The sequence below is a fragment of the Sporosarcina sp. E16_8 genome (assembly GCF_017347095.1).
Lineage (GTDB): Bacteria > Bacillota > Bacilli > Bacillales_A > Planococcaceae > Sporosarcina.
In genome coordinates this window covers 15,347-29,793 of the sequence record NZ_JADPRZ010000012.1, presented here as the reverse complement: position 1 = coordinate 29,793, position 14,447 = coordinate 15,347, and the positions used below count along the sequence as shown (strand labels likewise).

The following is a 14,447-nucleotide window of genomic DNA, read 5'->3' as shown; positions in this document are numbered from 1 at the left end:
CTTTAAACCCCCTCGTCGTATTAGCTTATGCAATTCGCGACAAAAGGGTCATTGAGTAGTTATTCCCATTCATAAGGTGTTTCTTGATACACATAATAATTAAGCCAGTTCGAGAAGAGCAGGTGGGTATGCGAGCGCCATGTATTCAACGGTTCTTTGCTTGGGTCATCATTTGGAAAATAATTTTCCGGGATATCAATGGCAACTCCTTTTTGTAAATCACGTGCATATTCTTCTGCCAGCGTATCCGCATCGTATTCTAAATGACCTGTGATCATAATATGTTTATTGTCATTAGAGATAATGATGAATGCCCCTGCGTCCTCTGATTTTGCAAGCAAGTGTAGACGGGGATCATTTTCTATCTCCTCTGTTGAAACGGATGTATAACGTGAATGTGGCGCTTTAAATTCATCATTAAAGCCACGTGCAAGATTAATCGTTGGGTCGGAAAGTCGATGCGTAAAAACACCTGAGCACTTTTTCGGCAATTCAAATTTCCCGATTCCATAATGGTGATAGAGTGCCGCTTGGGCACCCCAACAAATATGTAATACAGAAGTCACATTTTCTTTTGACCACTCCATAATAGCTGTTATTTCTCTCCAGTAATTAACGTCTTCAAACTCCAAATGCTCAATTGGGGCACCCGTAATGATCAATCCGTCGAAACGACGATGTTTCACTTGTTCAAATGTCGTATAAAATGCATTTAAATGCGTTTTACTGACGTTTTTCGAATCATGTGTGGCTGTGTTCAAAAATGTAACATTTACTTGTAGCGGTGTATTTCCTAATAATCGTAGAAGTTGCAACTCGGTTCTTTCTTTTTCAGGCATTAAATTTAAAATGGCGATGTTCATAGGACGAATATCTTGGGATGTTGCGCGTTCTTCATCCATCACGAATATTTTTTCCTTCTTCAATAGTTCTCCTGCTGGCAATTGTTTCGGCACGTTGATTGGCATTTGTGGTCTCTCCCTTTTCACTTTGGCTTGAATCTTATTAATCAACATAAAAAACCCATTTTTCTATAAGACAAGAAAAGAGGGTTTATTTTGGGCTCTCTGTTCTTATCTCTCAAGAAAAAAATCTTGTTGGAGGTAGCACCTTCCTGACAATGTCAGAGGTTGCTGAAGCTTCATAGGGCCATATCCCTCAGCTTCTCTTGATAAGAATATTCAATTATTTACTATTATACTATTAAAACCACTATTGTAAACCGTCTTTTTTGATGACAATCATCGAAATAAACATATTCATTTTAATTTCCACGTTAATTCAACATAAAAATTGCTGAATAATATCTCTTTAGAAAGCCATATTAACAAGGAACTGAAAAACTGAAAGGAGTTGTTACAATGGGAAGAGATGACAACAAAACTGGCGGAAATAACGCACGGTCATTACCACAGACGCCGAAAAACCAAAAAATAAAACCGGCTGACATGAAAGAAGAAATGGCCCGCGAGTTTGCTGAACTCCGTTCCCTGCAACCAAAACGCGAACGAATGAACGCAAATGATAAGAAGAGAAAATGATTACCTTTGTCATGAACACTAACTAAAAGAACAAAAGCCCCGCACTAGTATCATGCTGGTGCGGGGTATTAGTTGTTTTCACCTTTCATCCGATATAATCGATCGGGATGCTGCCTTCCTTATCTACTTCTACATTCCACGCGATAATTGTTGTACTGTCCCTAACGTTCCGTCTTTCGATTTCCATCAATAACTGTGAAATACCTTCATCAAGCTTTTTTTCACTCAGTGTAGCAACAAGATTTGACAGGTCCGAAAAAGGTGCCCCTGGGCATTCCACTAAACCATCAGTCGTCAAAAAGATAAGGTTGGTCCCTTTTCTCAATTCCCTCGTCCCTGACGTGTAGCATGGTACTGCTTGCTCAAACGTATTCACTTGGCCAATCCACTCGAAGAATTGCCTTTGGTTAAGTTGAAATTGGTTCAGGGCAATCAGATCGGGATGTAAGGCGTATACTAAGCAATCTCCGACGGAAAACCACCATACATAATTTGCTTTCCTGACAACGATAAGACAAGCCGTTTCTCCCTTGACACGCCTGCATTTATTCAGAATTTGCTCCGATTGAAAAATTTCAAGTAATTTCACTTCCAAACACTTAAAATTCGGATGACCCTTCATTTCTAAAATCCCTACAAAATCTTCTTTATGCTGTTTGAGTGTGTCAATGACAAGCTCCGCACTTTCGGCACTATTATGTGCGTCCAAAATAGCCGCAAATTCCCAATCTTCCTTTTGCCAAATAACGCAGCCATCTTCATTCTTGGTTTGTCCCGCTGAAGAATTACCTCCAAAACAACCAACCACCACACGATTAATCCACCTAACATCCCGTTCATCGACGAAGTCCTTTTCACTTCCAACCCAAGAGTGATTATTCATAAACGCTCGACCAATCGATACGGTTTCACTTCATAACATTCATAAGCAATCGTATTGCTATTTCGAGCATCATTCACACTAGATGCAAATTGCAGGCGTTTTATCCAGTCTCCTACTTGCTCTTTATCAAAGTCAACAAATTGTACGTCTATCGTTTCAGGAGGTTGTGCAGCTGGTACACCTGACATCGCTCTCCCACGAAAAACCATACAGATGACACCTGACGTGATATCTTGATAAAGGCCTGTCATATCACCGATTTCAGCGTGGATACCTGTTTCTTCTAGCACTTCCCGTTTAACCGCCTCTTTCAAGGTTTCACCAAGCTCAGGCCGCCCACCCGGCATTTCATATGTATCATTTCGGTGATTGTTCCGTACAAGTAATACGTGTCCTTCCTCATTGACAATGTAGCCATTTACAACAACGATTTGTCTAGATTGTCCATAATCCCCCGTCGAAGTGAAAAATTCTTCATTTGATGAAATAAATAATGGAGCTAATGATTTTCGAAAATTTTGCGCTTCAGCATGCATTTCCGATGCCCGGATGCTAGCATCCACTGTTTCATAATGAGCCCTATTATCGTATGACCACATCGTCATGATCTCCGTCTGTTCTTCATTGACCCATCGTCCAATCAGCTGCGCTCCATACGACAGCTGATTCGGAAGCAAATAGGTATGGAAAAAGTGGGTAAACGTTTCGTACATCGCTGATTCAATCGTGTACGTTTTTCTGCGATATAGCATTCGATTATTCCCCCAATACAAATTAATTTTCAGCGAGCCCTTTTCAATAACCAAACTAGACCTAGTGTAAAAACAGCAACTAGTGCTAAAGTGAATTTGACATCAATGATTGGTCTGAACTTCACTTTTTCCGCATCAATCTCATAGACACCTAGAGGTCTGACGGAGATATGCCCTCCGCCCCCTTCTCCTTGGGCAATTAAAGATTCTCCTGTTTCACCAGAGTATCCGCCTCCCCCGCCAACAATATAATTAATCTTTGCTACCGGAAGGACTTTTTTGTTTTCAAAACTAATCGGCTCACCATAAATCAACGATACGTCTTGTTGCCGTGAAAACTTGTCAAATATCCGCGCAATAGGTGAAAGGTAACCAGAAGATTTTTTAGTTCCCATGTCTTTCCCACTCCCTTAAATTTTAGTCGTGATTCAGTGAGTTTTCGTTTTTTTTAGCGTAAAATAGTATCCATCTACTTTACGCTGCTCTTTCAATACTGAAATTGCACTCTAACCGTAGCGCTAGTCGTAATCTGCCCTTGTTCAATCGGTGTGGAGCCAGTCATTTCTTTCGCCGCAAATGTTCGATATGCGATGGGTTCCGCTCTTAATTCCTCAACAATTTTAATTGGATGGGGGTCAAGTTGTAGCTGCATTGTCCCAGCAATTGTTTGCGCTTTGGCTAATGCATTTTTAAGTGCTAGGCTCAATGCTTTTTGGTATTCCAATTGTTCATTTTCAACTTTGAACTGAATATTTGATACCCTGTTTGCGCCGTTTTGGACAGCCACGTCTATTACATTTCCAACTTGATCAATATCTGTGATTTTTACTGTAATCGCATTTGTAACTTCGTATCCTCTAAATATTTGTTCGCCTTCGATATAGTTGTATTGGGGAACTATAGTGTAAGAAACCGTTTGTATATTCTCTCTGTCGATTCCTAATTTCAATAACGAATCAATAACCTGACTCATCTCATAAGCATTTTCCTTTTGTGCATGGTTCAGTTGTTTGTTTTCAGTACTGACTTCCAACTGGATTTGAGCGATATCCGGTGTTATTTTAAGACTCCCGATTCCTGTAACAGTCATAACCCGTGGGTGCCGGCAGGCTATTTGTTGGGCATGAGGATAATACATATGTCTCCACCTTTCCTGAGCATCATTATGCTATCTTAGATAGTATGCAGATTGTCTCGAAAAGATAATTGTGGTGGCACTAAACCGAGAACTGGACGACTGATTACTTGAACTGCAGGACTAACAAAGATACATCCACTTTTCTAGAACCTTAAAAACATCGCTGTTCACTTTCTTGCCGATTTCCTTCGAACTCAAAATCATATAAACTGATTTCAAAAAGTTCTTTACTGTTCTCTTAATATGATAGGCGTCAATCGATCCATTATTGTCATCCATTTTAGTTTCGACCATCCCGGTCATTCCCTCAATCCATACTTGTATAACCTGTTCAGCATCTTGATGCTTTATTAATGAAGCTAGTATTGTAGCTAACCGTTCTTCCTCCTCATCCAAATAATCCACTTGTCTGAACAAGGAATGTTGAACTGCTTGAAGAATTCGGCTGATATCCTCTTTTTTCAGTAAGGGATGTTTCGCCAAGGAGTCCAAAGCATCTGCGCCATGTGCAACAGCATGCGCCCACCCATTCCCGTGGATAAAACCTCGTGTGTCTTTTTCTTCCATCATATAACGTATAACCTGATTCGCTGTATACTGAACAAGTTCAGGATTCACTACTTTCTTCGCGATGTCATATTCAATAACCGCAGCAATGACAAGTGAAGAAAAGGAACGCGTAAAAACTGAATCAGTTCCAGATTCACCAATTCCGAAAAATAGATAATCTTCCTGTATGACCGCTTCCAGTAGAGCCTGTATCTCTTCTGGATTTAATTGATTGGAAAAAATCATTTTTCCAAAGCTTTGATAGATTAACTCGTCTCGTAAATAACTATCCGAATTTCCAATTTGCCTTAACATCTCTTGCCTAACTTCCTTCGATAGCTTTGGCATTCTATTATCGAGATAACTTTCTAAAGTTGTTGCTAACATCTCTATTCCCACCTCTATAATTAGTTTTAAATACAAGCCTTCTCCCTACCTCACTGGTCCTTCACATCAATCAGCGTAAATCGTTCGCAAACAAGAAGCATATCCTCAGAAAACTCAAGTCCATGATTCTGTAATTCACTTGTGAAAAACCTCTCATGAATCGATTTCCAATCTTCATAGGAGCCTTCCCCTTCGGAAATCGCAAATTCCTCCGTCACTTTATTCAGCTGTACGAACGATACTTCAACAGTCTTAATAATGGCAACCGGCTGTTCACCTTTATTTAAAATAATGCTATAATCTTCTGTCTTCGGAAATGGCTCATCTTCGACCCCATATATAACATGCCCTGAACATGTAGCTGTCTTTTTTCCATCAATTACAAGCTGTGCTAGCTCATCAGGCAAACCACCAAACATCCATGCGCTAACAGAAGTAGGTTTATCTTTGCCCTTCCAAAATTCATCCCAATAAGTTTGTGCTGCTTGAATCACCTTAAACGACCTCCTATTTGCTATCCAATCTACTAATCTCAACCTTGTCCCATACAACTTGCCAATTCTTTTCCCTAATTCTTTCTTCATAAATCTTCATCTGCTCTTTCTGCCCACAAAAAGAAGGGGTCGGTTTTACTCTCAAATTTACAACGTCTTCTATACCATGAGGGGCTGTTAATATGACATTGTTTTGGACATCTAATTTCACTCCTAAAGCTGTTGCTGTTTCAGGAAACTTTGATATCGCATCAACAGATGAACTATAGGGTGATATATTATAAATACTATGCATTCTTGCCTGATTCTTAACTGACCACGGGACAGTAGGCAGTAGCCTTATCAATGCTTTCTCGTATTCTTTCTCCACACTCTTCTCAATACTTTTTCGATCATAATAGATTACGTCAATATCTGGAATCGTCGTTCTTTCATCGATACCGTGCTGCACATCCCAGATTTTAGATCGAACAAATCCCGCACATATCCACCAATCAGGCAAATTCAATGACTTGGCGCATTTCAATAGTTTCATCATCCACTTGTCTTCTTGAATTAAAGCAATAATTTCTCTTTCAGTTGTAATTATCATGAACTACTCCTTAATCAATTCACACTGCTCACACACTCTTATAAAGATCTGAAATCCAATCTTTATGTTTATCCAGGACCTTCCAACGAATAAATTCACATTTTTCTGTTCCACATTTCTATGTATTTGCATGTGTTTTACTATCAATCCAGTACTGCTTACCATCAACACTTCGAATCATGAAACGGTAATCTATCAGAAATCGTCTAACTGTCGCAAAATCAAGGTAAATCGTAACCAATTGATCATTTATCTCTTTTACCATATACACTTTATCCACTTAAGATTGCTTTATTATTTCTTGGGCAATATTGTACATCCTTTTTCTTTACTTGGAAATACGTTAAATATTCCTTGTAAACCGTGTATAAAGTAGTTTTTCAATACCTTTTCTCGTTCTATATCTGTAATAAAAAAACGTTCTCCCATCATTATCTTCCTTTCAATATAACTAGCTGAGCTAACCTTAACGCATGAGAAGTCCATTAATCTCTTCCGCAATATGCTCGGCTCCCACACACGGTTATACAACTATAAATCACCAGCTATATCACCCCATCCATATGCGATTTCACTCAATTTATTTCCCGCAATTTCGATTTCTTCAGTATCAATTTTCTTGCCACCTAGCATTTCATAAAAACGGCATGCTGGATTCTCATCTATCGCCTATATGAGCATCGAGTTCATTTTCTTCTCTTTTAAGTCATCCACGACAGACTGGACGAGTAATCGCCCAATTCCTTTTCCTTGGTATTCCTTCAAGATATAAATCGCATATAATTCCCCTATAAATGCTTCGTATTTCCCAGTGCGCTCTTTTCCACCTGTAGAAAATCCGATGACTTGACCATTCTCATTTTCTGCTATGTATACATTATTCTCATTTATCCCCTTTTCCCAAGTCAGCTCGCGCTGCTCGTAGGAAAGATTATCTAAAAAAGTATCCGGCACAATTCCTTTGTATGTCGTTCTCCAACTATCTACATGGACTTTCGCTATTCCTGCCGCATCCTCAATCTCTGCTTTGCGAATTAACATTCCAATCCCCCCCCCGAAATTCGACCATTTAAATAAGAATCGTTCCCATGCAAGGCACAGAAACGATTCTACTAATGCCTATTGCAACTTCATCAAATGTGTCGTCTCAGAAGCAGAGTCATCCAATTCGAATCCGTTGGCCCTATAAAAAGCATCTGCTTTTGAAGATTCGGTCCGCACTGTTACTTCTTTGAATGCATCGCGTGAATGGTCAACAATTTCTTTCAGTAAAAGTGAGCCTACACCTTTCCGCCTGGCATCATCTAAAACGTAAAACCGCTGCAAACGTGCAACTTGTGTATCTTCGGAAAAAGGCGATTGGTTTACTCCACCAATAGCTACTACCTCCCCGTCTTCATTTTGAACGGACAATAGCGCTTCACCCGGTTTGTTGAACGTATTTGTTCCATCCTCATAATCATTGACTAGTCGTGTTAAAAATCGGTACCCCTCCGTTTCGCTTTCCTTCACTAAATGAGAGATATCAATTGCCTTTAAATCCTCAACTTGCTCCACTTTGTACGTCATTTCTATTCCTCCTATCAATAAATTGTTTGCAACATACAGTCTATTTCGACAAATGAAGTAAAAAAACCTTTATCAAAAGCAAAAATGACCTGTATGCGAATTTTTCGCAACAGGTCATTTTTTTCGATTTCATTTCACATCGTCTTCATCATATTGCGCTTTAGAAAAGCCACGGCCGAGTATTTCCGACGCATTCAAGAAGATAACAAATGAGGTTGGTTCTTGTGTTTGAAGAAGTTTTTTGAAGTAGACGGCTTCCGATTGTTCAACGACGCAAAGAATCATTGTTTTTTCTTGATTGGAATACCCGCCTATTGTTTTAATCTTCGTTAATCCGCGATTGATATCATTTTTGATAATGGCTTGCACTTTCTCTTCTTTATCAGTAATAATGAGTACCAATTTGGTCGGCGATGTTTGCAACTGAACAAAGTCAATCACCTTACTCGTAACGTAAATTGCTATCATTGCGTAAAGTGCAAGTTCAAAGTTGAAAACAAATGCCGATGTTACCACAACTAATCCATCTACAAGCAACTGTGAAAACCCACTCGAAAGGCCAGTATATTTCTTGACCAATTGAGCGATTAAAGCAGTACCGCCCGTAGAACCGTTTGCCCTGTAGACAATACCGAGACCAACACCCAGCATAATCCCGCCGTAAATAGCGCTTAATAATGGATTGTCTGTGTAAAGCTTCATGTCCGCCGAGAGCCAAATGACAAACGGAACAAAAAACGTCCCAACTAACGTTTTCATACTGAATTCCTTGCCGACAAGCAAGACCCCTAGTATTAGTAGCGGAATATTAATGAGCCACTGAACGTAAGCGGGATTGAATTGGAAGAGTTCATATAGTATTGTACTAATCCCCGAAACGCCGCCTGCTGCTAGCCTCGACGGTAACAGGAAAATATTGAAGGCTAGACCAACGAGTGCAGCCCCAAAGATAATCTGTATATATTCAAATAAGACCGATTTTCTAAATTTTTGTAGTGCCATTTTTCATGCTCCCTCTCTATCACCTCTTCCATTCTAACAAATAACGAGCTATAATATCGTTTTTTTCAAAACTGACTTTAATTATAAATAATAACCAAATGCTTCATAGCCAAAATAGAATGATAAAAGCGCTAGAACACTAAAAACGGCGCTTTCTACCTTACTTCCGGTTCTTGTCGTCAATGGAAATCGGACTGTCATACTGAGTGGGAAAAGCAGTTTAATACCATTTTTCGTCGCCATGTCTAATACGTAATGACTCACCATTCCCGCTAAAACCCCTGCCTTCACAGCTTCATTTGGCAAAAATGAATTTAGTAACGTGGCGATGATGACTAAGAACAACAAACTGTGTGTAAATGTACGATGGCCGAATAGCATATTTATGAGTTTCGAGATCAATTTAAATTTCCTTCCGATTTTACTGCCACTGTGACAAATGTCAGGAAGTAACGCGCCAACTATCCCTGCCCCAAGCATGATAATTGGATCATAATTTGTAATTTGTGCATAAGCAAGACTTGCTGCAATGCCGCCTACGATGTGTGTTTTCCCTGTCATACTTATTCTCCTCTTTCATCAAAAATCTTTACGTAACTAGTTTGAACACCTCGTCACTAAAGCAACAGGATTCTATGAGTTTCTATTGTGGAATTTGAACAAGGCGCCGGTTCGCTTGTTTACCCATATTTCATTTTTCCCATCTTTTGTTGTAGCCAACAATGATTTCACTGATATCAACATCGATATCGATTTTCACTCCCCAATCCTACCTCTATCATACCAAACGAACGTTCTTTTTAACATAGTTTCAACATATTTACTCCATACTTAAAACCAAGAACGCCCATTACTGAATTCACGAGTGTTCTTAGTTTGTTCAGAAACATTGTCGCGAGACTAGGGACGGAAACCATTCAACTATTTTGCAATGGTTTACCATCAATTTCATTTGAAATTTTGCATTGGATGATGTACACTATATTTACAAGCTGCGTTGTGCGTATAAATATTAAGTTTTAACCCTTAAGCTGTAATCGGGAGTTTTACCTAGATACAGGAATGGCATACCCAGTTCTTTTAATAACTGGGACATACAGGAATGTTTCTGCGAACACCCACTTTGAGGAGTGGTGGTTTAAAACTTTCTAAGACCATACGGCAAAGGCGGCTGTTATTTTAATAATTCAAACGAAACTGGTTTCCATTGGAGGCTAGTTTTTTTTATAGCTTAAGAAACTATTAAATCACGTACTGTGGATAAGCTGTAACATAGAGATTTCACGTCTAGACTCCATCGCCTAGAGCGACAGGCGCTTGCGCTTTTGTTATTAAAAATTCGAAGGGGGCGGACATCATTCTCAAACGATTGGTGGTCACGGGTTATAAACCCCATGAACTCGGCATATTCGATGACAAGCATCCAGGCGTCCGTTTTATAAAAAAAGCATTAGAAAAACGGCTCGTAGCCTTACTGGATGATGGGTTGGAGTGGGTAATCATAAGCGGTCAGCTAGGGATCGAAGCATGGGCAGCCGAGGTCGTTATTGATCTAAAAAAAGAATATACAGATTTGAAATACGCGGTTATTACTCCTTTCATAGACCAGGAGAAAAACTGGAATGATATGAAAAAAGAAAAGTATCATACCCTTATCGCTAAAGCTGACTATCATACGAGCCTTACGAAAAGACCCTATGAAGCTCCGTGGCAATTTATTGAAAAAGATAAGTTTTTCATGCGCAATTCTGATGGAATACTCATTGTCTATGACGAAGAAAATGATGGCTCACCAAAGTTCGTGAAAAAAGCAGCCGAAAAGTATGCGGAACGTTCCGATTATCAAGTTCTAACAATCAGCGCGGACGACTTGCAAGTGATTGCGGAAGAAGAGCAAATGAATGAATGGCAATAAGGTTTCCGATTCCTTGACACTTTCAGTACTGCATGGTATGATAGTTCCGTTAACAATAAGGTAATGCTTAAGATTTGAATATCTGGCATTCTACGTACTGTTTTTGAGAATACTTATTCACACTGGCGCGACTAAAGGGTCGCAAGGACGTAAAAGTAGGCAGGGTTTACGTTGCTTAAGTTAGAAAGCACCCAGTGGAACAATGACCGCGGCTCTGAAAGCTTATCCTTTCTATGGAAATTATTCCCCGAATTATCGGGATGAAAAATTAAATTCAAAAATATAGTGTTACCTGACAAAATAAAGGGATGTCCTCAATCGAGGGCATCCCTTTTCTAATTTCATTGTCTAGTCTGGTTAAAATTGCGTTGTTGTTCAATACATATTACACTAACAAGAAAAGAATGGTGGTCCTAATGATGGATATTTATGCTCATCGCGGTTCGTCCGGAACACATCCAGAAAACACACTTTCCGCCTTCTATGAAGCCGCCAAACTTCCTATTTACGGCGTGGAATTTGATGTTCATTTGACAAAAGATGGTGAACTGGTCGTCATTCATGACGAAACAATCGCTAGGACATCAAATGGTAAAGGCTTTGTAAAAGATATGACACTTGCGGAGTTAAGGTCATTTGATTTCGGTAGTTGGTTTGCTGATGAATTCCGGGGTGAACCTATACCGACTTTACATGAAGTACTCGTAGTTTTCTCGGAGACTTCTCTCCATCTGAATATCGAACTAAAATCGGATATTTTCCCTTACGAGGGGATGGCGAAGAAAGTTGTTGCAATGGTTCAGAGGATGAAACTCGATTCGCGTGTCGTTATTTCATCATTTGATCATGAGGCTGTTCGAGCTGTAAAAAAAATTGCACCGCACATCGAAACTGCCGCTTTGTTCATGGAAGTATTAGTCGACCCGCTCGATTATTTGCGTACTATCCCTGCTGATGCACTCCATATTTCATTACCATCCGCTGTCCGTCCATCTATGAGAAAAGTTATAGAAGACGGAGTCACTGTTCGTGTCTTCACAGTTAATGAAGAAAAGTACGCGAAAACACTAAGGGAAGTCGGTGTAACCGCACTATTTACTGATTACCCAGAGAAAATGATGATTTATTTGGATAGAAAAAGCTGACAAGTTGCCAAGCTTTTTCTATTCAATTATTCTTTCGTTTAAACGTTAATTACAATCATTGGAATATTATTTAGTTCCCCTTGTTAGCACACGCACTAATAAATCTTTCAAATATTCGTAAGGAAACAGCATCCCCTTTTGCCGATAATGCTTCAGGATGCCATTGAACGCCAAATACGAATTGTTCGTCCGTACTTTCAATTGCCTCCACAATTCCATCACTCGCTACACCAGTAACTTTGAAAACTGATGGTACATCTTTCAGCGATTGATGATGATACGAATTCACCTGAATACGTTCACTCCCCGCAATCGATTCAAGTAAACTTCCTTTGTCCACTTGAACATAGTGTGAAAGATGCGTGTTGGGTGCTTTTTGAATATGTTGAAGAATTGGGCCATCGTTTTGTTTTTCAAGATCTTGATACAATGTTCCACCAACTGCGACGTTCAGTACTTGAAGTCCTCTGCAAATGCCAAGAATCGGTTTCCCCGTTGTGAGCATTCGACGCGCAAGTTCCAGCTCGCTTGAATCTCTGCTTGGTGAAACGTCTCCAAGATGCGCATGTGGCTCCTCATTAAACAACATCGGATTGATGTCATTTCCCCCAGACAATAGAAGACCATCAAGCATTTCGACCAGTTGATCAACGTCTTCCTCCAACCCCACTGGAACAATAATAGGCAATCCACCCGCCCGAATAACTGCCTGTACATATGTGTTTTTTAATATATTCTTCCCGTCTTCCTCAAAATCTGTCGTTATTCCAATAATGGGTTTCATCCACTTATCCCCCTTATAACTAGTATATTCTTACATACCGGTATAGTTTGCACATGCCCTACCCGCTTGTCTTCCAGAAAAAATACAGCCCCCAAGGAACGTACCTTCCAATGAACGATAGCCATGAACACCGCCGCCGCCAAATCCTGCTACTTCACCCGCGGCATATAAACCCGGTATTGGAGTCCCAGTCTGGTCGAGAACTCGGCCATCTAAATCGGTTTGTAGTCCACCGAGTGTCTTTCGACTGACGATATGTAAACGTACCGCAATCAACGGTCCTTTTTTGGGATTAAGCAGTTTATGAGGAGCCGCTACCCTTATCAGCTTATCTCCAATATAGTGACGTGCACCGCGCAATGCTGTAATTTGTAGATCCTTCGTAAACTTATTATCTATTTCCCGATCCCTAGCAATAACTTGCCGTTCGACGTCGTCTACCTTCAACAAGCTTTCTCCGGTCAATTTATTCATCCCCGCTACAAGATCTGAGAGTGTATCGGCTACAACAAAATCTTCGCCTTTATTCATGAATGCTTTTACCGGCGCAGTTGGCCCAGGCAGGATCCGCTGTAGCACTTTCCCGATACTCTTCCCAGTCAAATCCGGATTTTGCTCAGACCCGGATAACGCAAATTCTTTCTCAATGATCGATTGGGTCAAGATGAACCATGAATAATCATAGCCAGTTGCTCGGAGTGCTTCAAGCGTTCCTAATGTATCGAATCCCGGAAAATTAGGAGCTGATAATCGTTGTCCCTTGGCATCTAGCCATAGGGAAGATGGGCCAGGAAGAATTCGAATTCCATGATTTGCCCATACCGGATTCCAATTTTTTATGCCTTCCGTATAATGCCACATCCGATCCCTGTTGACAACTCGGCCGCCAGCTTGCTCCGTAAGAGCCAGCATCCGCCCATCCACATGTTCAGGAACCCCCGAAATCATATCTTTCGGTGCTTTCCCAAGACGGGGTGGCCAGTTTTTTCGGATCAATTCAAGATTTGCCCCCATACCGCCACTTGTCACCAACACCGTTTCTGAATAAAATTCAAAATCACTGATCACTTCTCGGGAACTCGCTTCACCACGAGCGACTGAACTAGGTACAAGTACAGCACCACGTACTCCGACCACTGCCCCATTTTCCGTAATCAATTCGTCGACACGGTGGCGTGGCAGATACTTAACTAACCCTTCATCCATCGCAATCCGCATTTTATCCTCAAAAGGCTTAACGATTCCAGGCCCTGTTCCCCATACAATATGAAAGCGCGGGACCGAATTACCAGGTCCTTCAGCTAGATGCCCACCGCGCTCCGCCCACCCGACAACCGGAAAAAAACGAATGCCTTGCGAATGTAACCACTCTCTTTTCTCAGTTGCAGCAAAGTTGACATACGCTTCAGCCCACTTCTTTCCCCAATAATCTTCATCCTCATCACGGTCAAAACCAGCCGTTCCCAACCAGTCCTGCCAAGCAAGTTCGCGCGAATCCTTAATACCTAACCTCCGTTGCTCCGGTGAATCAACTAGAAACAAACCACCAAATGACCACCACGCTTGTCCGCCAAGGGAGGCTTCTGGTTCCTGATCGAGCAATAGCACTTTCTTACCGCCACTTGTAAGCTCTACCGTCGCAACTAATCCTGCCAAACCAGCACCAACAACAATGACATCATATTTCATCGCGGAG

General features: G+C 40.7%; 18 protein-coding genes, 1 other RNA gene and 1 riboswitch. Of the genes, 4 read left to right on the top strand and 15 right to left on the bottom strand.

Annotated elements, in window-relative coordinates; translation table 11 throughout:
* Window positions 1–59: 59 nt before the first annotated feature.
* Window positions 60–968 (bottom strand): homoserine O-acetyltransferase MetA, encoded by a 909-nt coding sequence (metA, locus tag I2484_RS10215; protein WP_207150920.1) that lies wholly within the window; start codon window positions 966–968, stop codon window positions 60–62.
* 102 nt (window positions 969–1,070) lie between these two features.
* Window positions 1,071–1,178: riboswitch (SAM riboswitch) on the bottom strand.
* A gap of 183 nt (window positions 1,179–1,361) precedes the next feature.
* On the opposite strand from metA, the gene I2484_RS10210 reads away from it, so the two are divergent.
* Window positions 1,362–1,541, top strand: a complete 180-nt coding sequence (locus tag I2484_RS10210) for a hypothetical protein (RefSeq protein ID WP_207150919.1) — start codon at window positions 1,362–1,364, stop codon at window positions 1,539–1,541.
* Between the two features lie 85 nt (window positions 1,542–1,626).
* On the opposite strand, the gene I2484_RS10205 is transcribed toward I2484_RS10210, so the two are convergent.
* The 12 genes from I2484_RS10205 to I2484_RS10150 all read right to left on the bottom strand — a co-directional run bounded on the left by I2484_RS10205 (window position 1,627) and on the right by I2484_RS10150 (window position 9,468).
* Entirely contained in the window at window positions 1,627–2,424 is a 798-nt protein-coding gene (locus I2484_RS10205; protein WP_207150918.1) for a PP2C family serine/threonine-protein phosphatase, read from the bottom strand.
* Window positions 2,421–3,176: an NUDIX hydrolase gene (locus I2484_RS10200; RefSeq protein ID WP_207150917.1), complete on the bottom strand. Its 756-nt coding sequence runs from the start codon at window positions 3,174–3,176 to the stop codon at window positions 2,421–2,423. Before I2484_RS10200 ends, I2484_RS10205 begins: the two co-directional genes overlap by 4 nt.
* 29 nt (window positions 3,177–3,205) lie before the next feature.
* Window positions 3,206–3,571: a hypothetical protein gene (locus tag I2484_RS10195; RefSeq protein ID WP_207150916.1), complete on the bottom strand. Its 366-nt coding sequence runs from the start codon at window positions 3,569–3,571 to the stop codon at window positions 3,206–3,208.
* 92 nt (window positions 3,572–3,663) lie between these two features.
* Window positions 3,664–4,314: an SIMPL domain-containing protein gene (locus I2484_RS10190; protein WP_207150915.1), complete on the bottom strand. Its 651-nt coding sequence runs from the start codon at window positions 4,312–4,314 to the stop codon at window positions 3,664–3,666.
* Between the two features lie 120 nt (window positions 4,315–4,434).
* Window positions 4,435–5,250: a DUF2785 domain-containing protein gene (locus tag I2484_RS10185; RefSeq protein WP_207150914.1), complete on the bottom strand. Its 816-nt coding sequence runs from the start codon at window positions 5,248–5,250 to the stop codon at window positions 4,435–4,437.
* Between the two features lie 50 nt (window positions 5,251–5,300).
* Entirely contained in the window at window positions 5,301–5,744 is a 444-nt protein-coding gene (locus tag I2484_RS10180) for an ASCH domain-containing protein (RefSeq protein WP_207150913.1), read from the bottom strand.
* Window positions 5,745–5,757: 13 nt separating this feature from the next.
* Window positions 5,758–6,336 (bottom strand): nucleotidyltransferase family protein, encoded by a 579-nt coding sequence (locus I2484_RS10175; RefSeq protein WP_207150912.1) that lies wholly within the window; start codon window positions 6,334–6,336, stop codon window positions 5,758–5,760.
* 118 nt (window positions 6,337–6,454) lie between these two features.
* Window positions 6,455–6,601 carry a DUF2087 domain-containing protein gene (locus I2484_RS10170; RefSeq protein WP_207150911.1) on the bottom strand — a complete coding sequence of 49 codons (147 nt, stop codon included), beginning with the start codon at window positions 6,599–6,601 and terminating at the stop codon, window positions 6,455–6,457.
* Between the two features lie 404 nt (window positions 6,602–7,005).
* Window positions 7,006–7,377 carry a GNAT family N-acetyltransferase gene (locus I2484_RS10165; RefSeq protein ID WP_346014177.1) on the bottom strand — a complete coding sequence of 124 codons (372 nt, stop codon included), beginning with the start codon at window positions 7,375–7,377 and terminating at the stop codon, window positions 7,006–7,008.
* A 78-nt stretch (window positions 7,378–7,455) separates the two neighbouring features.
* A complete protein-coding gene (locus I2484_RS10160) occupies window positions 7,456–7,905 on the bottom strand; it encodes a GNAT family N-acetyltransferase (RefSeq protein WP_207150910.1) in 450 nt (149 codons plus the stop codon).
* A gap of 129 nt (window positions 7,906–8,034) precedes the next feature.
* Window positions 8,035–8,907 carry a YitT family protein gene (locus I2484_RS10155; RefSeq protein ID WP_207150909.1) on the bottom strand — a complete coding sequence of 291 codons (873 nt, stop codon included), beginning with the start codon at window positions 8,905–8,907 and terminating at the stop codon, window positions 8,035–8,037.
* An 81-nt stretch (window positions 8,908–8,988) separates the two neighbouring features.
* Complete coding sequence (locus I2484_RS10150; protein WP_207150908.1) at window positions 8,989–9,468, bottom strand: metal-dependent hydrolase; 480 nt, start codon at window positions 9,466–9,468, stop codon at window positions 8,989–8,991.
* Window positions 9,469–9,893: 425 nt separating this feature from the next.
* Between I2484_RS10150 and ssrS the strand changes: the two genes are divergently transcribed.
* From ssrS to I2484_RS10135, 3 genes are all read left to right on the top strand, one after another.
* Window positions 9,894–10,085: non-coding RNA, 6S RNA (ssrS, locus tag I2484_RS10145), on the top strand.
* A gap of 179 nt (window positions 10,086–10,264) precedes the next feature.
* Window positions 10,265–10,822 (top strand): SLOG family protein, encoded by a 558-nt coding sequence (locus I2484_RS10140; RefSeq protein WP_207150961.1) that lies wholly within the window; start codon window positions 10,265–10,267, stop codon window positions 10,820–10,822.
* A 419-nt stretch (window positions 10,823–11,241) separates the two neighbouring features.
* On the top strand, window positions 11,242–11,967 hold the full coding sequence (locus tag I2484_RS10135) for a glycerophosphodiester phosphodiesterase (protein ID WP_207150960.1): 726 nt from the start codon (window positions 11,242–11,244) through the stop codon (window positions 11,965–11,967).
* Window positions 11,968–12,037: 70 nt separating this feature from the next.
* Here I2484_RS10135 and I2484_RS10130 read toward each other — a convergent pair whose 3' ends face one another.
* Together I2484_RS10130 and I2484_RS10125 are read right to left on the bottom strand one after the other, a co-directional pair.
* A complete protein-coding gene (locus I2484_RS10130; RefSeq protein ID WP_207150907.1) occupies window positions 12,038–12,751 on the bottom strand; it encodes a gamma-glutamyl-gamma-aminobutyrate hydrolase family protein in 714 nt (237 codons plus the stop codon).
* A 30-nt stretch (window positions 12,752–12,781) separates the two neighbouring features.
* Window positions 12,782–14,440 (bottom strand): FAD-binding dehydrogenase, encoded by a 1,659-nt coding sequence (locus I2484_RS10125; protein WP_207150906.1) that lies wholly within the window; start codon window positions 14,438–14,440, stop codon window positions 12,782–12,784.
* Window positions 14,441–14,447: the final 7 nt, after the last annotated feature.

Coding starts and splice junctions, on each gene's coding strand:
- I2484_RS10130 (WP_207150907.1), bottom strand. CDS start 12,751: ATGAAACCCATTATTGGAATAACGACAGATTTTGAGGAAGACGGGAAG.
- I2484_RS10195 (WP_207150916.1), bottom strand. CDS start 3,571: ATGGGAACTAAAAAATCTTCTGGTTACCTTTCACCTATTGCGCGGATA.
- I2484_RS10185 (WP_207150914.1), bottom strand. CDS start 5,250: ATGTTAGCAACAACTTTAGAAAGTTATCTCGATAATAGAATGCCAAAG.
- I2484_RS10210 (WP_207150919.1), top strand. CDS start 1,362: ATGGGAAGAGATGACAACAAAACTGGCGGAAATAACGCACGGTCATTA.
- I2484_RS10160 (WP_207150910.1), bottom strand. CDS start 7,905: ATGACGTACAAAGTGGAGCAAGTTGAGGATTTAAAGGCAATTGATATC.
- I2484_RS10200 (WP_207150917.1), bottom strand. CDS start 3,176: ATGCTATATCGCAGAAAAACGTACACGATTGAATCAGCGATGTACGAA.
- I2484_RS10170 (WP_207150911.1), bottom strand. CDS start 6,601: ATGGTAAAAGAGATAAATGATCAATTGGTTACGATTTACCTTGATTTT.
- I2484_RS10125 (WP_207150906.1), bottom strand. CDS start 14,440: ATGAAATATGATGTCATTGTTGTTGGTGCTGGTTTGGCAGGATTAGTT.
- I2484_RS10190 (WP_207150915.1), bottom strand. CDS start 4,314: ATGTATTATCCTCATGCCCAACAAATAGCCTGCCGGCACCCACGGGTT.
- I2484_RS10150 (WP_207150908.1), bottom strand. CDS start 9,468: ATGACAGGGAAAACACACATCGTAGGCGGCATTGCAGCAAGTCTTGCT.
- I2484_RS10135 (WP_207150960.1), top strand. CDS start 11,242: ATGGATATTTATGCTCATCGCGGTTCGTCCGGAACACATCCAGAAAAC.
- I2484_RS10155 (WP_207150909.1), bottom strand. CDS start 8,907: ATGGCACTACAAAAATTTAGAAAATCGGTCTTATTTGAATATATACAG.
- I2484_RS10175 (WP_207150912.1), bottom strand. CDS start 6,336: ATGATAATTACAACTGAAAGAGAAATTATTGCTTTAATTCAAGAAGAC.
- I2484_RS10165 (WP_346014177.1), bottom strand. CDS start 7,377: ATGTTAATTCGCAAAGCAGAGATTGAGGATGCGGCAGGAATAGCGAAA.
- metA (WP_207150920.1), bottom strand. CDS start 968: ATGCCAATCAACGTGCCGAAACAATTGCCAGCAGGAGAACTATTGAAG.
- I2484_RS10205 (WP_207150918.1), bottom strand. CDS start 2,424: ATGAATAATCACTCTTGGGTTGGAAGTGAAAAGGACTTCGTCGATGAA.